Raw genomic sequence first — 16,483 nt, 5'->3', positions numbered from 1 at the left:
TTATCGGTCAATATCGTACTCACCCCGACGTACCCAACGGCCTATTTTTTCGCTAATTCCACGGCCTTCCTGTAAAGCATTACTTCCATACGACTTGGCCTTGTCGATATAACCTTGTACTTCCTTGGAACGCCATTCTTCAGCAAATCCTGGACGCTCTTTCATACTGTCCGAGGCTGAGGATAGCTCGATCTGGTAAGCAATAGGATGTATACCGCTGGTGGAAAAGCAATGCAAAATCGCTGAAAAGCGTTGCTCCGGCTGTTTCCCACATTGGCGGTCTATTTGCTCAAGCCGTCGGAGACACTCCTCGGCATACTGGCGTTGGTCTGCCACCCGATGGCAAATGTACGCTTGCACAGGGCCCGCACCAACATTTGCGACAATGCTGTCCAGTTGTGTGATTCTTGAATGCAATGCGCTGAGCCCAGCAGCCTGTAATTTGTCCAGGGCGGCATGTGTGCGCTCCGACCATCGCTTTCTCTCGGGAAGTGAAACGCTGTCTTTCACCTGGCCGACTACTTTTCCTGTCTGCGACTGCGCCAGGATGGGTACTCCGGCGCCCAATACCCAGGCGCCGGCCGGACCGAACAGAAACAGTCCGATACTGGCACCCGCCCAGTTTCCGGTGATAGCCAGACCAGTTCTCACAGTACCATCCATCAAAACCTGCTCGACGGCCTGCGCGCCCGTCAGTTCGCCCTCGTATACGCCCTTTGCGCTGCGATAAGCCGAGATAGCCAAGGCAAACACCGCCACATCGGGATCTGTGGCACTCTGTCCCGCCGCGATCGACATATCGGCGATTTGGGTGACTAGTTCATTACTCACACCGTCAATGAAGTGAACACGCCCTATCAGTTCCTCAGGAATCTGCCCCATCAATTCGGTGTTGGCGATCACCGGGTAATCGTACTGTTTGAAGTGCGTGAGAATTCCGTCCAGATCACTGTGGAATTTTACCTGGACCATCTCCCCATCGACCAAAAGGTCCCAACCAGGCTCGCTTGCTGAGTCAGGCATACTGACAACGTGCCCAGATGCTTGCAGTTTGGCCGCCACTACCTGCTCGGCCATATAGCCCTTGAGGCGCGTAGCAGCGCCCTCACCCATACCCGCCGCGAGCAAAGCAAAGTCTAGCGGGCCGTCAATATCCGCAAGGTAAGAAAAGTTAGCCGCGGCGATAGCCTCGGGGCTAATCTGGGCGAGGCCATAAAGCATATCTCCGACTGTCATGACACCCATCGCCACGGCATTCTCAGATTCCAGTTGCGAACTACGCTGGCGGTCAGTGTCGTTGAGCGGTCGATCGAACTCTTGCCATTCGCGAGGCGATTTTTCAGAGGGAAGGCGCGTTGTTGGCCTCACTAAACGCCACTCCTCTCGATACTGTTCGAGAAGTTCTTCGGTGAGACCCTGGTCCGGGGCGAGATTTTCCGCGCCAGCAAATGCCTGCAATGCTGAAAACAGGCCGGGGCGGCCAACCCCCATACCACGAATAGCGAGCATCGCGACGATGCGTGTTGCTACGGTCGCACGAATCTTCTGATTAGCCGAACTACCCAGCCACCACCCCATACCAAGGGTGCCCGCCACTACGGTAATCGGGTTCGAAACGACCGCCACGAGAGAGACTAGGCCCGGACCGCTGACAAGTGGAATGAAGGCGGACGCCTGAGCTGCCAAAATGTAGGCGGAAAACCCGGCCATGCTCACTGCACTACTGAACACGGCCAATCCGCCTCCCGTAGCCAAAATCTTACTCAGTGCAGCCGCATTGATCTCATCTACTCCAAGTTCCTCTCTGATGCGTACCTGTTCGTCCGGACTGAGTGCGCACATGGCTGCGACCGCGCGATCGATGGAGCCACCACATTCACTTTCATTACCAATGTCAGCGTTAGCCGAGAGCGCCGACTCAAGTAGCTCTCGCAGTACGGGCTCGACGACGGTTTGTAGGTTCACCACCTGGCTCTCGTCGACGTCAGCTCGCTTCCACAGACCTCGTTCGCAAAGCCAATCCTTACCTTCTTCCAGTCTGCTCGGAACGGGTGACAAGATGCTTATCACAGCTGCTGCGACATCGTCAGCCAAGAGTTCCGCGCCGACCAAGCTCGCTGATAAGCGTGGCCCCAACCCCAGGGCGCTACGTAATTGCGCCCACAATACCAGTCGTAGCTGTTCCTCACTGAGGCTCGACTCCAACCAGTGGTGCTGCCGGTGTTTGACGTTGTCTGCGACTTGCAAAAGTTCATCGCTTGTCAACTTACGCACCTGACCTCTTGCCTTTTCGTATACCCGCTTGACATGCGATCCCAGCGAAGCTTCGTCAAAAAGCGCCAGGCATGTCGCCAGCAACTCGCGCTCCGCGCCACCGAGTCCCGCCACAATATGAAGCGGACGCAATGCTTCCTGCGAGGGGCGAGTCGCTGGCAGACTACTTGAGCGCGAGGCGGACATCAGCGCATTCTCCTTTGCATCTACGACTACATTTCCCTATCAATTTCAGTTGCACGATGCTACCTAGTCGCTCCTGTGGGCAAACATACCTTAGCGAGGAATGCCAGGCAGGTCGCAATCACTCACCCTCGAACTCCGCAGAGTCAAACTTGAGTACGCTGCAGTTCTCCTTGATCACACGCTGCAACCCTTCATCGAACCCTGCGCCCTGGCGAGCCTGAATCTCCACCGAGATGGACACCTCGACTCCGAGTTTGGCGGTGAACTGCTGAACCACCTCATCCATGATGGTTGCGAAGTCCATTTTGGCCTTCACCGGATCCACTGAGATGCTGCCGTAGAACTGAGTCTTGGCACTTGCCACCACCCCGCCGCTTGTCTCGCCGCCAGTGGCTGTACCCGTGCCTTCGCCACCTGGCTGCACACCTGTACCACCCGAGGTAGGAGAACCAGCCGGGGTGGTAGCCCCCCCGGTTGTGGTCGGCGTGGGCGTTTCACTTGCCATTTTCTCGCGATAGGCTAGTGCCGCCTCTCTGTCGATCAGCAGTGATGACTCGTCCAGGTTAATGAGCGAACTCCGGCCGAAGGCAAATCCGAGATAACGATCGCCTTCCTTACCAGAAGCAAATCCGAAGTAATCATCGCTGTTGATGCCCTGGTCGATGGCGTTGCGGAAGACCGTGTCATTTACCAGGCGCGGCATGAACAGGTAGTGGCAGGCATCCTGCCAAACCTTGAGGGCGCTGACCTCCGTTACCCCATCTTTCAGATACCACTGATTCAGTACATTGCGGAGGTGGATCGGCGCCCATTCGTAGACCAGCCACTCCTCTTCACGGAGTTTCTGCTCGATAGCCTGGATAAGGTTAGGCGCAGTGGGTGAAACGGAGACCACTTCCCAGCTCAGTGTCGGCCTGCCCTTGACGATCTCCTCGATCGGTGCGATCAACCACTTCCATGCCTCCCGCACCAGCTGCGTGAGGGACTGCTCGGCCCCATCGCGATAGCTCTTTGCCTGCTTGAGGTGGGCCAGGTCCTGGTTCAGCGCACCGCTCTCGATGTCTTCTACGATCGACTGCCAGGCCAGGAAGATACAGCCCTGCTCCTTTAGGCGGCTTACCACATCGTAGTCGGGCGCCAGAAAAATTAGGCGGTTCTGCTTCTGCCGGGGCTGGTCGCCACGGTTACGCAATATCTCCTCTGCCGCAGCAAAGGCCTGATTGCTCTCGGACTTGCTGTAGGCGCCATTTACCGGCAGGACGACCAGGCGTGGACCAGTACCGTACTCATCCGGAATGTCCGCCGACGGCGTGAAGACATGGACGGTTGAGAACTGGTGATTGCGGCCAACAACCTGGGTTGTACGGGTCTTCAGCAGTGGCAACAGTTCGTCGCGCTCGCTGACGGACTGCTTACGGCTTTCCATCTCCCGCCGTAGGTTGGGCTTGGTGTCCAGCCAGTAGCGGTCTTTATCCGCGTAGAGGTAGTGCAAGCGGTCGCGCAGTCGCTTCAGTACGTCGTCGAACAGCCCGATGGTCTGTCCGGGCTGAACAGTTCCCAACAAAATCCGCTCTGTTTCGATACCGCGAATCATTTGCTCACTTGATGACGGGGCGCTACCAAGAAAAATGGTGCGTGCGGCCCGACGAGCGGCCTGTACACTACCAAAACGTGTGTCGTGCCCATCGATGCTGTAGGGCTCTGAACGCGGGCCATCCACTTCCTTTTCGATTACCGGCTCCCAGCCCTGGGGCAGATAGTGAATACTCTTGTTCCGGACGTTACCGTCTTCAAGCGGCAGAGATCCCGGCATGATCAGCGCGTCGCGATTGTCCGAGTTCCACAGGCGGTGGATCACGATAGCCATGTACTGCAGCACGCCACGGGTACGCTGAAACTTATCGAGGGTGGACCAATCCTCGTAGAGGCGGTCGAATATCTCTGGGTGTATGGGGTAGGAGTTGCACAATCGGTCGAAATACGCGTTTGACTGGGTTTCCACCGGGAATTTTTCAGCATGTGCCCGGTAGAAGTCCGAAAACTGGCGACTGATCCCCTCTACAGCAGCACGCTCTCCCGGGGTTTCGAACAAGCGGCGGCGCACAATCTCGAAGGCCTCCTCCGAACCCACCGGCTTCCACACTGACTCCACGCGGGCGAAGTACTTCTCCAGCGAGTTCAGCGCCTGTTGACCCATCGTGCCGCCTACTTCCAACTCTGATTCGGGCAATGAAGCGAGCAGGATGGCGTTGGGCACAGCCTTCATCGCTTCTGTCAGAGCCTGGATAAAGCTGATATTGCTGTCGAAGGTGCCCGCCTTGAACTGCTTGCCCAGTTCGAGCTGGCGGACGAAGGCAACCAGCTCGTCGATAAGGACCACACAGGGTGCTGCCTTCTGTAACAGTTCGCGCAGTACCTCTTTACCGGGTGAGGTACCGTCAGCATCGCTCTCGGCCACCATGTTGTACCCTTCATCGCCGAGCAGTTGCACGGCAAGCTCGCCCCATAGGGTGTTGATAGTGATCCCGCCGTGCTTGCGCGGTTGGCTGGGAGATAGCCGGATACCATCAATCACCGCAATATTGGCCCGGGGTAACTCCTGAATGCCCGCTTCGTCCAGCACCGGGGGGATGCCGGCCAACTTGTCTGTACTGACTTCGCGACTAGCCAGGTGCAACACCGCCAGCATGGTGTGGGTCTTGCCGCCACCGAATGCCGTCTGCAGCTGGATGACCGGGTCTCCGCCTTTGCCGGCAAGGCGCTGGGCAACCGAGATCAACAGCAAACGCATCCCTTCAGTGATATAGGTGCGGGAGAAGAACATCTCCGCGTCCTGGTACTCGGGCGACGCCGTACCGGTGGCCACCTGGGTGATGTCAGCGGCGAACTCGGATTGCTTAAAAGTACCCTCCAGGACATCCTTGTGGGGCGTTGCAATCTCTCGCCAGGGTTTCAAGCTCATCACTCTTCTCCAATCAGTTTCTTCACTCCCGCAAGCAACACGTTAAAGCTGCGGGAGCGGTTGTTATCCAAATTCATGTGGGGTGCAATGGCCCGCGATCCCGCTACCTTCTGGTAGGTAGGTGCGATCTTCTTGAGTTCCTCCGCGGGATTGCCCAACCGATCTGGATCGCGAAACTTTGCCTTCTGTTGTTGATTCCCCAGGTTGCCAGGGCCTATAGCAGTGGCTACTGCCGCCAGATCGCCCAGGTAAAAGCTTTCAAGCTCCCGACACGCGATACGTACTACGGCTTCAGGCTTACCAGCCGCAGCGCACTTTCCCACCAGGCCAGCCTTGATCGTTCCACAATCCCCGCTGTCCTGATCTCTCATCACGACGAACAACGAATCAGGATGCTGCCAGGCTCGTAATCGAATGGGCAGGCGCTTCTCCAGGTCCTGCTTGCCTTCAAACACCACAAACTGAGTCGTGAAATCCTCAGGCAGAAATTTTGGCAGGACCCCTTGCAGCATCTCGCGGGCAGAGGGCTCTTCCAGAAAGAATACCAATTGCGCCATTACGGGCTGGCTCCCTGGAAAAATCCTTCTTTCCAGAGATAACCCATCTGATCTCCCTCGGCGATAAACGCGGCAATCTGTTTGTCATCCCGCGCTCGTTTGATTTCGGTGCATCCGTTCTTCTTGATAAGCCAATAGACCTCATCAATCCCAACCGCGTTCAGGAAATCCGGTGAGTGGCTGGAGACAAACACCTGCCCTCCCCGCTCCGCGTAGGCGCGGAACTCTTCGGCCAACTCCCATAGCAGTGTGGGGTATAGCTGATTCTCTGGCTCTTCCACACAGAGCAAAGGATGTGGCTCCGGGTCGTACAACAAGACCAGGTAGGCAAACATTTTGATCGTGCCATCCGATACATACCGAGCCAGGAAGGGATCCTCGAATGCGCCATCCTGAAAGCGCAGTAGGACCCGTCCCTCTTCTGTTGTCTTAGCATCGACCTGGGTAATGCCTGGCACCCGTTCCGAGAGCTTCTTCAAGACAGTCTTAAAGACCTCGGGATGCCGACTGTGCAAATACTCCGTGACCAAAGATAGATTTTCACCTTCACGGGAAAGGTGCTCGGCATAACCGGACTCCTGCTCCGGACGTGCTCGACTGATATGGAAATCAGATATGTGCCAATTCTCGATCAAGTTTCCCAGTGTCATCACAGCAGGAAAGCGTTCGAACTGGGCCAGGCCCTTGACTGCCAAAATCTCAGGGGAGCGCAGCTTCTGCTGTTCGCGATGAAGATCCTTTACATCAGTGACCCGGTCGAGTTCATTGGTTACCGCCACCCCTTCGCCGTTGCTGAAATCAAGGAAATGCCAGGGTTGCCCTCCACTACCCCTGCGATACTTGAGGATTTCGCGAGTCACTATCGGCTTACCTTGCTGTTCGCCCACAGAGAGAAAATAGGTAATCAACGGCGCGTCTTCGCTCTCACGGAATTTCAATTCGATCTCGATGTCGCCATCTGAACCCCGGGTACGCACTTCGGTAAAGCCACGACTACCACCAAGTTTCATCAATGCGGTATGGACATTACTTGAAAGTGCCTCGCGCAAGAACTCAAATACGCTAAACAGCGTAGACTTACCCGATCCATTGGCGCCGACGATCACGCAAAAACGCGGGATGTCCGTCATCTCTGCGTCACGGAAACTCTTGAAGTTCTTTAGGCGTATAGACTCAATGTGCATAATTGTTGTCCTCAGAATCCCAGCCAAAGATCAGGCCATCTGCCACTAAGGCTGATTTCATGGGAGAAAAGGAGGCAGTCTGCCCGAAAGCAGTCGTTCCGGTATAGACGCGCTCTTCTCGCCAATGCTGCGGTTTCATACCCAAATCCTATACACAAATGTTTCCAACAAGACCGATACTTCTGCTTCGGTCTCATCCAGCTGGCCAGTCTCAATAAACCTGAGGGCGGCAGCAACCTGCATCGGATCGATATTGCCCGACTTTCTTCGGCCGTTGGCATTGACTGCCTGGCCGGATTCTCGCAACTCAACTTCGTCAAGTCCCGCCTCGGTCAGGTAGGTACCTGATGGCTCCCGCCGCAACCAGCCGTTCGATTGCCAATATTCCAAAGCCTTTCGCCGATTCAGAAAGTGAAGCAGTGAAGTGGACATGGCCCTGCCTGTAGCCAAGTCAGCGACAGAACGCACTTGCTGAGCTGCAAGAAAACTGGCGAGAGTATTCGCGCTGAGTGCCTTACCTGTCAGTTCCTTATCTTGGCGATGGACTCGAATTGACGTCATGGCAACCTCCTAGTCAAAAGTCCAGGCCACTTTGAGTACCGCTGTGACCTACCTCATGGGAGGCAGCAACGACCCTGTGCCAGGAGGCGATCAACTCATTGTAAGCGCGGGCCTCTTCAGCCCACTTTTTACGCTCGCACAACGTATAGAGGTGGTACGCTAACTGTCGGATAGGCTCCCCCTTCTCCGGCATTTTCGCTAGTAGTGCTCCAGCGGCTGCTTCCCCTTGATTGTTTAGACTGCGAATCATCTGGTGGCAGGCCTCCCAAATCGGTGTTCGATTATCCGTGGTGGGATCCCAATCCTCAGCGTACTCCTCCCAACGAAGCAACCGGACCTTTTTCTTGCCGGACTCCAACACCCCAGCATCAGCTACCCCCTGCACACTTATTCCTTTAGCCCTCGCCAGTACATCTGCCTCACCAAATTGGCCAGTGCTCCAGCCGTACTGCTCAAACCAGCTGGAACAGAACTGGGTATCTGCGTCGAAGGCACCAGAGTCCGGGCTCAGGTAATCGGTAATAGCACGATTGATCAGTATTAGGGCATCATGGACACCCATATTGGTTCCGTCCTGGTTAAGGACTGCCGAATACTGGGAGAAGATGGCCATGCCCGGGCCAATCGATGCCTGTGCGAGGTCAACCGGTGCAATAGGGCTCTGGCCGCTTTCGCCGCCGATCATGGTTTCCAAAGCTTCAGGCATCTCTTCTCGTAGCTGGCGCTGGAAATCCCGACGCGAAATCGTATCTGCAGAGGACAGGCGCTTTCGACAGATCAATACAATTGAGGACGCCAGCGCATTTGTACCCGAGCCAATCATGCGATTGGCAAGCTCAGTGCGCATTGGCCAAGTGCCATCAATGGAGAATCCAGCCCGAATCACTGCTTCAAGGAAGGTTACCCAACCTGTACTAGTGGTACTACCCTCTTTAGTTTCCGATTGTTTGAATGCGTAATATATCGACACAGGGAAGGCAGGATGGGCCTGCTCCGCTAGATTGTGGATTGCGCGGGTCATCCCATCGAGGAAAAAGGATTCAGCCTCTTCCTTTCCACCATGACGATAAGGTGTAGCAACCAATTCTTCAGCCTTAGGTACTGCCATGGTCCCAAAGAGTTCCGGATAAACGCTGCGCAGAGAGCGTCGGATCCATACGTAAAAATAGTCGGAAAGGTCGGCATAGCCGATATTGTCGTAATATGGAGGATCAGTAGAAACAAGTTTTGCGACACTTAGTCTTTGGCTTCCAGCATCTAGTTGCTCCGCAAATCCGTTCAAAAAACAAGGCAGGCGTTCGATAGACTTTGCTATATACTCGACTTGTACTGTAAAGCCCCCCGAAGACTCAGTCATACAGTTTCCCTCTGCAAAGTCCCAAGTCATAGGAACTGCCTGTCTTCCAAAAGCGTTTCTTATTTTTTCGGCGCTTTTGTGTGAATCCCATGTACAAACAGTCGAACTTCTATCTGCGAGGCGACTTGAGGCGAAGCCTAGATAAACTCCAATTGCATCACCATATGCTGTAGCTCCGCTACCGCCATCAGCCAACCCTATACCATCGTCCGGTACGCCGGCGGCTTTGGCACCAGTAAAGGCCCTTTCGCGGGCTTCCTGTACCAGATCGGAAAAGGTCGTCAGTGCAACGAGTTGTCGAGGAGTAAATAGATCACCAAACGTATTAAGCCCATAGTTCGGTGTCTTAAAGTCCCTCGGATTGACCGGAAGTGTATGCTCGGGCTTCCAAACTGGTTCTGCTTTTTCTGCCAGACGCTCCATTTCTTCGGTTGGTGATAGGTAAACCCTACTTCGGTTTCCCTCTGCCACTATCGCCATCAGGCGCACACCCATGCGCCCGGCTTTACCTTCAGATCTAACGTACTTAAATGTCATGGCAGTCTGAGACATTATGCATGTAGCCCCAGACCGCTCGACCGTTCCGACAATCCCGCCTACCGGCTGCTTTCCAAGCCTGACTTCAAATCGGTAGCTGTCACCCTCTATTACTGGCTCTACCCAAGCCTCCTTTCCTTTTTTGGTCGACAACATGAATGACCGGACCAGCGGAACCTCGACATCGCTGAAGGCTGGATTAGGGCTCTTGACCGTGCGCGCCCACAGCCAGGCTATTACCGTCAGCTCTTCGTTCTCATAGGGCTTGAGATCCTGCCGCCCGGCAATCAATTCAGGGGTAATAGTTACTTTCGGGTATAAATGACCGATGCGTTTGAAAGCCTGTTCGCGCATCCAATGGCCGTAGCGGCGCACATCTTCAGCAAGACCCCTAGCCCCGCTCCAGTCGTCAACCAGCTTGGCTTGCTTTTCACCCTCCGGCAGGGGTCCCACCGGTGCTTGGCCTGCGAATCGAGGCGGAATCTCAATCATTGCCTTGTTGATCATCACCGCGACTGGGTTGAGATCTGAGGCATAGCTCTCCAATCCAAGCCTTTGAGCTTCCAGTGGAATTGCACCACCTCCAGCAAACGGATCGTGGAATGCTGGAAGCCTTTCAGGATCGAAGAGTTCCTTTGCCTGCGGATGGTTTCGATTGAGATGGCAGGTCTCGCGCCAGCTCTCCCATATGGCCTCGCGCGCTCGGCCTAGCACTTCCTCATTGTTGGTATTTTCCCACAGCACAAGGTCGCGAATAATCTGGAACAGCTTTTCGCGCTTGATCTCCGCCTCCTTTTTGTTGACGCCGTAACCCAACTCCCTCTGGTAGCCGGGGTCATTCACTAACTGGGCGAAAAGAACCGCTCGTGCCGCCGCCAGTGGCCGACGAGCCCACCACAGGTGCAGAGTGCTGGGGTGGCCGTGGCGGATGGATTTTTCCCGCGCCGCGGCTGCATTGATGTCGTCGAGGGGAAGTGCGACTTCAATAAGCTTTTTGGGGCTTTTAACCTGCATCAAACTACTTCCTGATCATGGCCGCAGCCTTCCGAAGAAAGCCTGGCTGAGATAGTACTGGCACTCCGAGCTAGCCAATCCATCGAAATGTGCCGGAGGGCGGTGATACCACAGTGTGGGCAGCATCTCCCTGACCCAATCGAAACTGATAGTTGAAATGATCGCATTGCGATGCTCATCAGGATAATCGAGCTGTGCGATAAGGTACTCGAGATGCCGATCCTGGACTTTCATTCGCAGTTCAAATCCCTGCACACCTTCAGCATAGAATGCGTTGAAGAATTTCAGCTCCAGTAGGCCTTTACCAGTTTTCAGTGGTTTGACCTGCTGTACAAAGATCGGCGAATAATAGGGCTGATAACCGTTCCCGTATCCCGGCAACATTTGCCACCCGTACCAAGTCCGCTCCTGCAGCTGCAAATATTCGCTCATCTCCACGACCACGCCTTCACGCTGATTCCCTGACCTCTGGGATCGTCTCACCCAACCGACTTGCGATAATCTCCCGTCGCCGGGTAATCAGTTCGGGTAGATTTCCCAGACGATAGTTTTGAATGTCGTCGGGGAGAAAGTGCTGTTCCAACTGATTGGGTGTAAGCCTCTGAATCCATTGATCGAATGGCAGCTCGTAGTAATGAACCGACTCATCCTCCGTCAGCGCCAGAGCGAGCCCCAACCTATTGGCATGATGCTGGACACTGGTATGTAGCGCTTCGGGAATGCCCGCGCGCTTCAACTCTTCTGGCATGAAATAGCGCGACTGTATCAGCGGCAACGGCCGCAGCTGGTTGGCAGCGAGGTCCTTGCCGTAGACAATAGAGAGCAATTTTTCAGCATTATTCTGGTCCATTTCGACATCGCAGAGCTTTTCTGACCACTCTGCGTTAAAGCCAAACACACGACCATTCAATGCAAACATACGCGACACATCAGCCACTGGAAAATCGACGCTGTGTGATGGCATTTTACGAATGACAGTTCGATAGTCTGTGAGATTCTTTTTTGTTTGCAGTGACAGCAATTTCTGGAACTGCATCAGAATCACCCACTGGCGAATGGTTTCGGAATTCTCGTTTGAAAGTGGGGTGGTTTCGTCGCTGATCCCCTTAAACCAGAAGTAGTAAGAAAGAAACATGACCAGGTTGTGGCCTGACAAGGCATCGCCATACAAGCCATTGGCCCGCATCCAGCGCGCGGTAAACGTCATCGCCTGCTTCACTGAGTCCCAGGACTGCTCCAGCTTGCGGATATTCGCTGGCGTGAAATTCTTTACCTGGATACTGAAATCGAGATTGTTCAGGTAAAGCGCCGTGCGTAGCAGGAATTCGCGCTGGAATGCGCGTTTCGGCAACAATTCCTTGGTGAGTGCCTCCAGCAGTTCTTCTGTTTCGGTACGCGCATTGAACTGCTCCCAGCGCAGGGTAATGACGGACATCAGCAGGTCACTGCGGCTCAGGCGTGTACCACCGTCGTTGGCGCGGATAAAAATATCCAGGACCCGGTCATAGGATGCGCTCTTCTCGGTGAAAGAGGCGAGCGTTTCGTCCTGCCAGACCATATCCCAAAGACGGCGAAGGTTTTCCTTTGCGACAGATTTTTGGGATGCTTCAAGACTGCTGTTGTTGGTGATCCAACTGGTCTCCAGCCGCGCATACTCTTCCTCAGTTGCGACACCGAGAATGAAAGACACCTCAAACCACAACTCCCCCGGCTTTTGCCGGGGACGGTCACTCACGTCGAAAAACTTGAAGCGATAATGCTCACTCAGTGGACTGTCTTCGTCATCCAGTGCATCGTCCGCCTCTGGGGCATGAGCCAGGTCGATATGCAGTGCCAACTCCTCCCAAGCATCAGCGTTGGAACGACGCTTACCTTTTTTCCTGAGTGTGTAGGTACCCTTCAGCCCGATAAGCAGGGAGGTCAAGCGCTGCTGGCCATCCAGGACGAGTGTGCAAGGCTGATCGCCGGAGATTTCAACGCGATCGTTATGGATATCTCCTTCCCAGAAATTCTCTACGAAACGGTAAACTTCCCAGTCATCACGGCTCTGCGCGGGCAAATTCCAGAGCAGCAACGTGCCGATGGGGTACTTGCGCATAAGGGAATCGAACAAGCGGATGATCTGGTCCGCCGTCCAGACGTAGGGCCTCTGGATGCCGGGAATATAGACTCCCTGATTGATCCGGCCGAGCGTTTCCGCGATTGTTGTAACGTTGTAGCTCATCGATTAAAACCTGGATTTTCTTTTGATCTCACAAAGTACTGCAAATTATCGGCGCTAGACTGCTCACTCTGGCAGTAGGCTTTTTTCTATCGCAACCGCTTTGCCTAACAAGTCGCCCAATTCGTAGTTCACACTCGCCACACCGAAATCGGGTTCGCTGGTAAATGGCTCGCGAATGTAGAACGGCCCCTCGAACTCGTCCCCATCGACAATTACCACTGCCAGCAGGAACTTATCCGCCTGGTTGAGTGCGTACATGATTTCGTTGCGACTGACAGTAATGGTGCTCTGCCCCTTGGCACGACCCTTAACCTCGATGTGACGATCCGGCTTGAGTGAGTTATCAGGGTTGGCAGGGGGCTGGGCGGTGACGTCCCAGCCACACTTCTCGGCAGAAACATCTTTCACGGAGTGTCCCAGGCTGCACTCAGCATCCATAACCGCGTTCATCGCAATCCGCTCAATTCGTGAGCGCGCGGCAGCATCAGCGCAGAAGTTAGCCTCACCCTTTCTTTGAGCCAGCAAGCCCTGTGGTACCACCAAAGCACCACCAATCACCACCGGCGTACTGGACTCCACATTCTTCATGGCTTCCAGTTCCCGTTTGCGCTGTTCCAGGCGGGCCGTGAGCTCTTCTACTGTACGACGTGCATTCTCCGGCTGCATGCGTGGCTGCTTGCCGGCCGCTACGTCATCAGTCAGCTTGATATAGCGATCGGACCAGTAGTTGATCTCCTTGACCAGACGTTCATTGACCGCGGCCAGCACCTTGTCGGACTGACGCTCGCGCCGGGTTTTAACTTCCTGATAATGCTCCGGGACGAGGTGCTGGGACGCGTGACCCAGGGCCAGGCTCTCCAGGTTGCTGGCCAGCCAGGGGGCATTGAGAATGTCCTGTACCAGCTTCCGGTCGTAATCGTCGATTGGCTGGAAATCCAGGTGGGGCGCCCAGCCTGCGTGATACGCGGTACCCTGCTGATCTATGGACACGAATTGCAACCGACGGGAGGCTACCCTGGGCTGATCTGTCGCCTTGTCACCTCTCGCTTCCCGAATGCTGTGATCCACCATGAACAGGACCCGGGGCTCCAGGCCATCGTCATTGGGGTCGACCAGTACGGCGCCCTGCTTCAGTTTGCCACGATGGGCAGACAGTATCAGGTCGATGGTGGCGTGCATCAGCGGGTGACCCGGGTGGATCAGGTCGGCCATGGGCTTGCCGCGCAGGCGCACCAGGTCTTTTTCGAAGCAGATGCGCTCGTACTTTCGCAGTACCGGTGTACGGCTCTCACCAATAACACGGTCTCGCTCACGGATAGCGCCGGGGACGTGCCGAATTTCATAGCGGCCCGTTTCCCGCGGACGCAATTCTCCCGTGAGTGTCTGGAATGCCTCCATGAAGAACGCGCGGATAAAATAAGGCTGCAGCTTGCGGGCTTCGGCCTTCTCCATCTCCTCTTTAACGGCGTAGAGATCCTCCAGGCTCATGTGTTGCTCGACGAGGGCGTTGCGTCGCAAAATTTCTTTCAGGTGCTCGGTATCCAGGGCCCCATCGATCACCTGGTGTAGGCGGTCCTTCACCTCTGCCGAATCGCCATAGCGGATTGCCTCAATAAGCAGGTCCTTGAGCGATTTGTTCTCGAAGGCTTCGCCCAGGATATCGAACACCTTGCCGCCGAGAGCCTGCTTTTCCACCTCCAGCTTATCGAACAAGCGCTGGAACACTTGCCCCTCTCGCGTCTGGGCCGCGATGAGATTCCAGAGATGGCAAACTTCGGTCTGGCCGATACGGTGGATGCGGCCGAACCTCTGTTCAAGGCGATTGGGGTTCCAGGGCAGGTCGTAATTCACCATCAGGTTGGCGTTCTGCAGGTTCACGCCCTCCCCGGCGGCGTCGGTGGCGACCAGCACCAGCACGTCCGGGTTATTGCGGAACTCTTCCTGCGCCTTGCGGCGGTTGTCCCGATTGACTCCGCCGTGGATGGTGATGACCGCATCGGGGTTGCCGAGCATGCCGCCGATACGGCCCACCAGGTAGTTGAGCGTGTCCTTGTGCTCGGTGAAGATAATCAGCTTGCGGCGGCTGCCGGACTCCGTGTACATCTCGGGCCGATCCTGCAGCAGGTGGGACAACTCCGCCCACTTCCTGTCACTGCCTGAGCGCACCACGTCCAGGGCCTGTTGCTCCAGGTCCTTCAGGATCAGGATCTCGGCTTCCAGTTCGGGGATGGTTTCCGAGGCTGTGGCCTGGTCGACTACCTGGTCGGAATACAGTTCATACTCCTCGGCGCTGAGTTCTTCGTCGAGTTCGTCAAAGTTATCCGGCAGTTCGAAGGTCTTGGTGACGTTGTACTCCCCCAAGGTAACCGCCACACCATCCTGCACGCGCTTGCCACGCGCGATCAGCTTCATTTCTTCCAGGCGGTCTTCCAGACGCTTGTGACGTCGCTTCAGGGATTGGTAAATGGCTTCCGGACTGGAGGCCAGGCGGCGCTGAAGCTGGGTGAGGGCGAAACCGACAGTGCCTTTGCGTTTGCCATTCAGGTTGTCGGCACGGTTCATCTCATTGCGGACGTAGTCCGTTACAGCGGTGTACAACGCCGCTTCCGCATCGGAGAGTTCGTAGTTGGCGCTGTAGGCCCGACGTTCTGGGAAGAGCGGTGTGCCGTCGAATTTGAGCAGCTCCTCCTTGACCATGCGGCGCATCATGTCGGAGACATCGACCTTGTGAGCGCCCTCGCGGAACTTGCCGAAGAAGCGGTCGCCGTCGAGCAGAGAAAGCCAGATCTGGAAGTCTTCTTCCTTGCCGTTGTGGGGTGTGGCCGTCATCAGCAGGAAGTGCCGAGTGATGGACCCCAGCAATTCACCCAACTGGAAACGCTTGGTCTTGTTTACTTTTTGACCATAGTAGTTCGCGGACAGCTTGTGGGCCTCGTCAACGATGATCAGGTCCCACTCGCTGGCCTTGAGCTTGTCCTGCAGTTCCTCGTTGCGAGAGAGCTGGTCCAGCCGGCATATCAGCTGGTTTTGCTCGTCAAAATAGTTACCGGAGGCACACTGCTCCTGTTTCTCACGGCTGAAGATTTCGAATTGGACGCCAAACTTTTCCAGGAGCTCGTCCTGCCACTGCTCAGTCAACGAGCCGGGGGCAACAATCAGGATGCGCCTGGCATCCGCGCGTACCAGCAGCTCCCGAATCAGCAGCCCCGCCATGATCGTTTTGCCGGCACCGGGGTCGTCCGCTAGCACAAAGCGCAGGGGCTGGCGCGGCAGCATGGCCTCGTAGACCGCCGAAATCTGGTGCGGCAGGGGCTCCACGTTGGAGGTGTGCACCGCCATCATGGGGTCGAACAATGCGGCCTGGGAAATCCGATAGGCCTCCAGGCCCAATTTGAAGTCCGCGCCGGGGGCGTCGAAGGCCCAGGGTCGGCCCGCTTCGGCGAGCGCCAGGCGGGGCTCATCGGAGCGGAACAGCATCTGTTCGCCCAGCCGACCCTGGCTGTCCTTGTAGTATACGGTCAGGGCTGCATCGCCGACCGGCTCCACCTGGACCACGCGCACGATCTCGTCGGACTGAATACCCCGAACCTGAGCGTCCTTCTTGATGTCTTCGAGTTTTAGCATCCG

10 protein-coding genes are annotated in these 16,483 nt (G+C 55.7%); all 10 read right to left on the bottom strand.

The window, feature by feature from the left end; all coding sequences use genetic code 11:
* Window positions 1–2,460: a hypothetical protein gene (locus E4634_RS16040; RefSeq protein WP_135445666.1), complete on the bottom strand. Its 2,460-nt coding sequence runs from the start codon at window positions 2,458–2,460 to the stop codon at window positions 1–3.
* Window positions 2,461–2,578: 118 nt separating this feature from the next.
* Window positions 2,579–5,422, bottom strand: coding sequence for an ATP-binding protein (locus E4634_RS16035; protein ID WP_135445665.1), 2,844 nt, complete (start codon window positions 5,420–5,422; stop codon window positions 2,579–2,581).
* Window positions 5,422–5,979, bottom strand: coding sequence for a DUF4276 family protein (locus E4634_RS16030; RefSeq protein WP_135445664.1), 558 nt, complete (start codon window positions 5,977–5,979; stop codon window positions 5,422–5,424). Before E4634_RS16030 ends, E4634_RS16035 begins: the two co-directional genes overlap by 1 nt.
* Window positions 5,979–7,163, bottom strand: coding sequence for an AAA family ATPase (locus tag E4634_RS16025; RefSeq protein ID WP_135445663.1), 1,185 nt, complete (start codon window positions 7,161–7,163; stop codon window positions 5,979–5,981). Before E4634_RS16025 ends, E4634_RS16030 begins: the two co-directional genes overlap by 1 nt.
* A complete protein-coding gene (locus E4634_RS21520) occupies window positions 7,153–7,302 on the bottom strand; it encodes a hypothetical protein (protein WP_167854938.1) in 150 nt (49 codons plus the stop codon). Before E4634_RS21520 ends, E4634_RS16025 begins: the two co-directional genes overlap by 11 nt.
* On the bottom strand, window positions 7,299–7,724 hold the full coding sequence (locus E4634_RS16020; RefSeq protein WP_135445662.1) for a hypothetical protein: 426 nt from the start codon (window positions 7,722–7,724) through the stop codon (window positions 7,299–7,301). Before E4634_RS16020 ends, E4634_RS21520 begins: the two co-directional genes overlap by 4 nt.
* Window positions 7,725–7,737: 13 nt before the next feature.
* Complete coding sequence (locus E4634_RS16015) at window positions 7,738–10,632, bottom strand: DUF1156 domain-containing protein (RefSeq protein ID WP_240725218.1); 2,895 nt, start codon at window positions 10,630–10,632, stop codon at window positions 7,738–7,740.
* Between the two features lie 15 nt (window positions 10,633–10,647).
* On the bottom strand, window positions 10,648–11,070 hold the full coding sequence (locus E4634_RS16010; RefSeq protein ID WP_135445660.1) for a hypothetical protein: 423 nt from the start codon (window positions 11,068–11,070) through the stop codon (window positions 10,648–10,650).
* Between the two features lie 10 nt (window positions 11,071–11,080).
* Window positions 11,081–12,856, bottom strand: a complete 1,776-nt coding sequence (locus E4634_RS16005; RefSeq protein ID WP_135445659.1) for a DUF262 domain-containing protein — start codon at window positions 12,854–12,856, stop codon at window positions 11,081–11,083.
* Between the two features lie 63 nt (window positions 12,857–12,919).
* Complete coding sequence (locus E4634_RS16000) at window positions 12,920–16,480, bottom strand: DUF8742 domain-containing protein (RefSeq protein ID WP_135445658.1); 3,561 nt, start codon at window positions 16,478–16,480, stop codon at window positions 12,920–12,922.
* Between the last annotated feature and the right edge of the window lie 3 nt (window positions 16,481–16,483).

It is taken from the genome of Mangrovimicrobium sediminis, from assembly GCF_004745945.1.
GTDB lineage: Bacteria > Pseudomonadota > Gammaproteobacteria > Pseudomonadales > Halieaceae > Mangrovimicrobium > Mangrovimicrobium sediminis.
This window is presented reverse-complemented; position numbering and strand designations above follow the sequence as displayed.

What these genes read in the sequence shown, in the direction of transcription:
- E4634_RS16000 (WP_135445658.1), bottom strand. Translation starts at nt 16,480, where the DNA reads ATGCTAAAACTCGAAGACATCAAGAAGGACGCTCAGGTTCGGGGTATT.
- E4634_RS16035 (WP_135445665.1), bottom strand. Translation starts at nt 5,422, where the DNA reads ATGAGCTTGAAACCCTGGCGAGAGATTGCAACGCCCCACAAGGATGTC.
- E4634_RS16005 (WP_135445659.1), bottom strand. Translation starts at nt 12,856, where the DNA reads ATGAGCTACAACGTTACAACAATCGCGGAAACGCTCGGCCGGATCAAT.
- E4634_RS16030 (WP_135445664.1), bottom strand. Translation starts at nt 5,979, where the DNA reads ATGGCGCAATTGGTATTCTTTCTGGAAGAGCCCTCTGCCCGCGAGATG.
- E4634_RS21520 (WP_167854938.1), bottom strand. Translation starts at nt 7,302, where the DNA reads ATGAAACCGCAGCATTGGCGAGAAGAGCGCGTCTATACCGGAACGACT.
- E4634_RS16020 (WP_135445662.1), bottom strand. Translation starts at nt 7,724, where the DNA reads ATGACGTCAATTCGAGTCCATCGCCAAGATAAGGAACTGACAGGTAAG.
- E4634_RS16015 (WP_240725218.1), bottom strand. Translation starts at nt 10,632, where the DNA reads ATGCAGGTTAAAAGCCCCAAAAAGCTTATTGAAGTCGCACTTCCCCTC.
- E4634_RS16040 (WP_135445666.1), bottom strand. Translation starts at nt 2,460, where the DNA reads ATGTCCGCCTCGCGCTCAAGTAGTCTGCCAGCGACTCGCCCCTCGCAG.
- E4634_RS16025 (WP_135445663.1), bottom strand. Translation starts at nt 7,163, where the DNA reads ATGCACATTGAGTCTATACGCCTAAAGAACTTCAAGAGTTTCCGTGAC.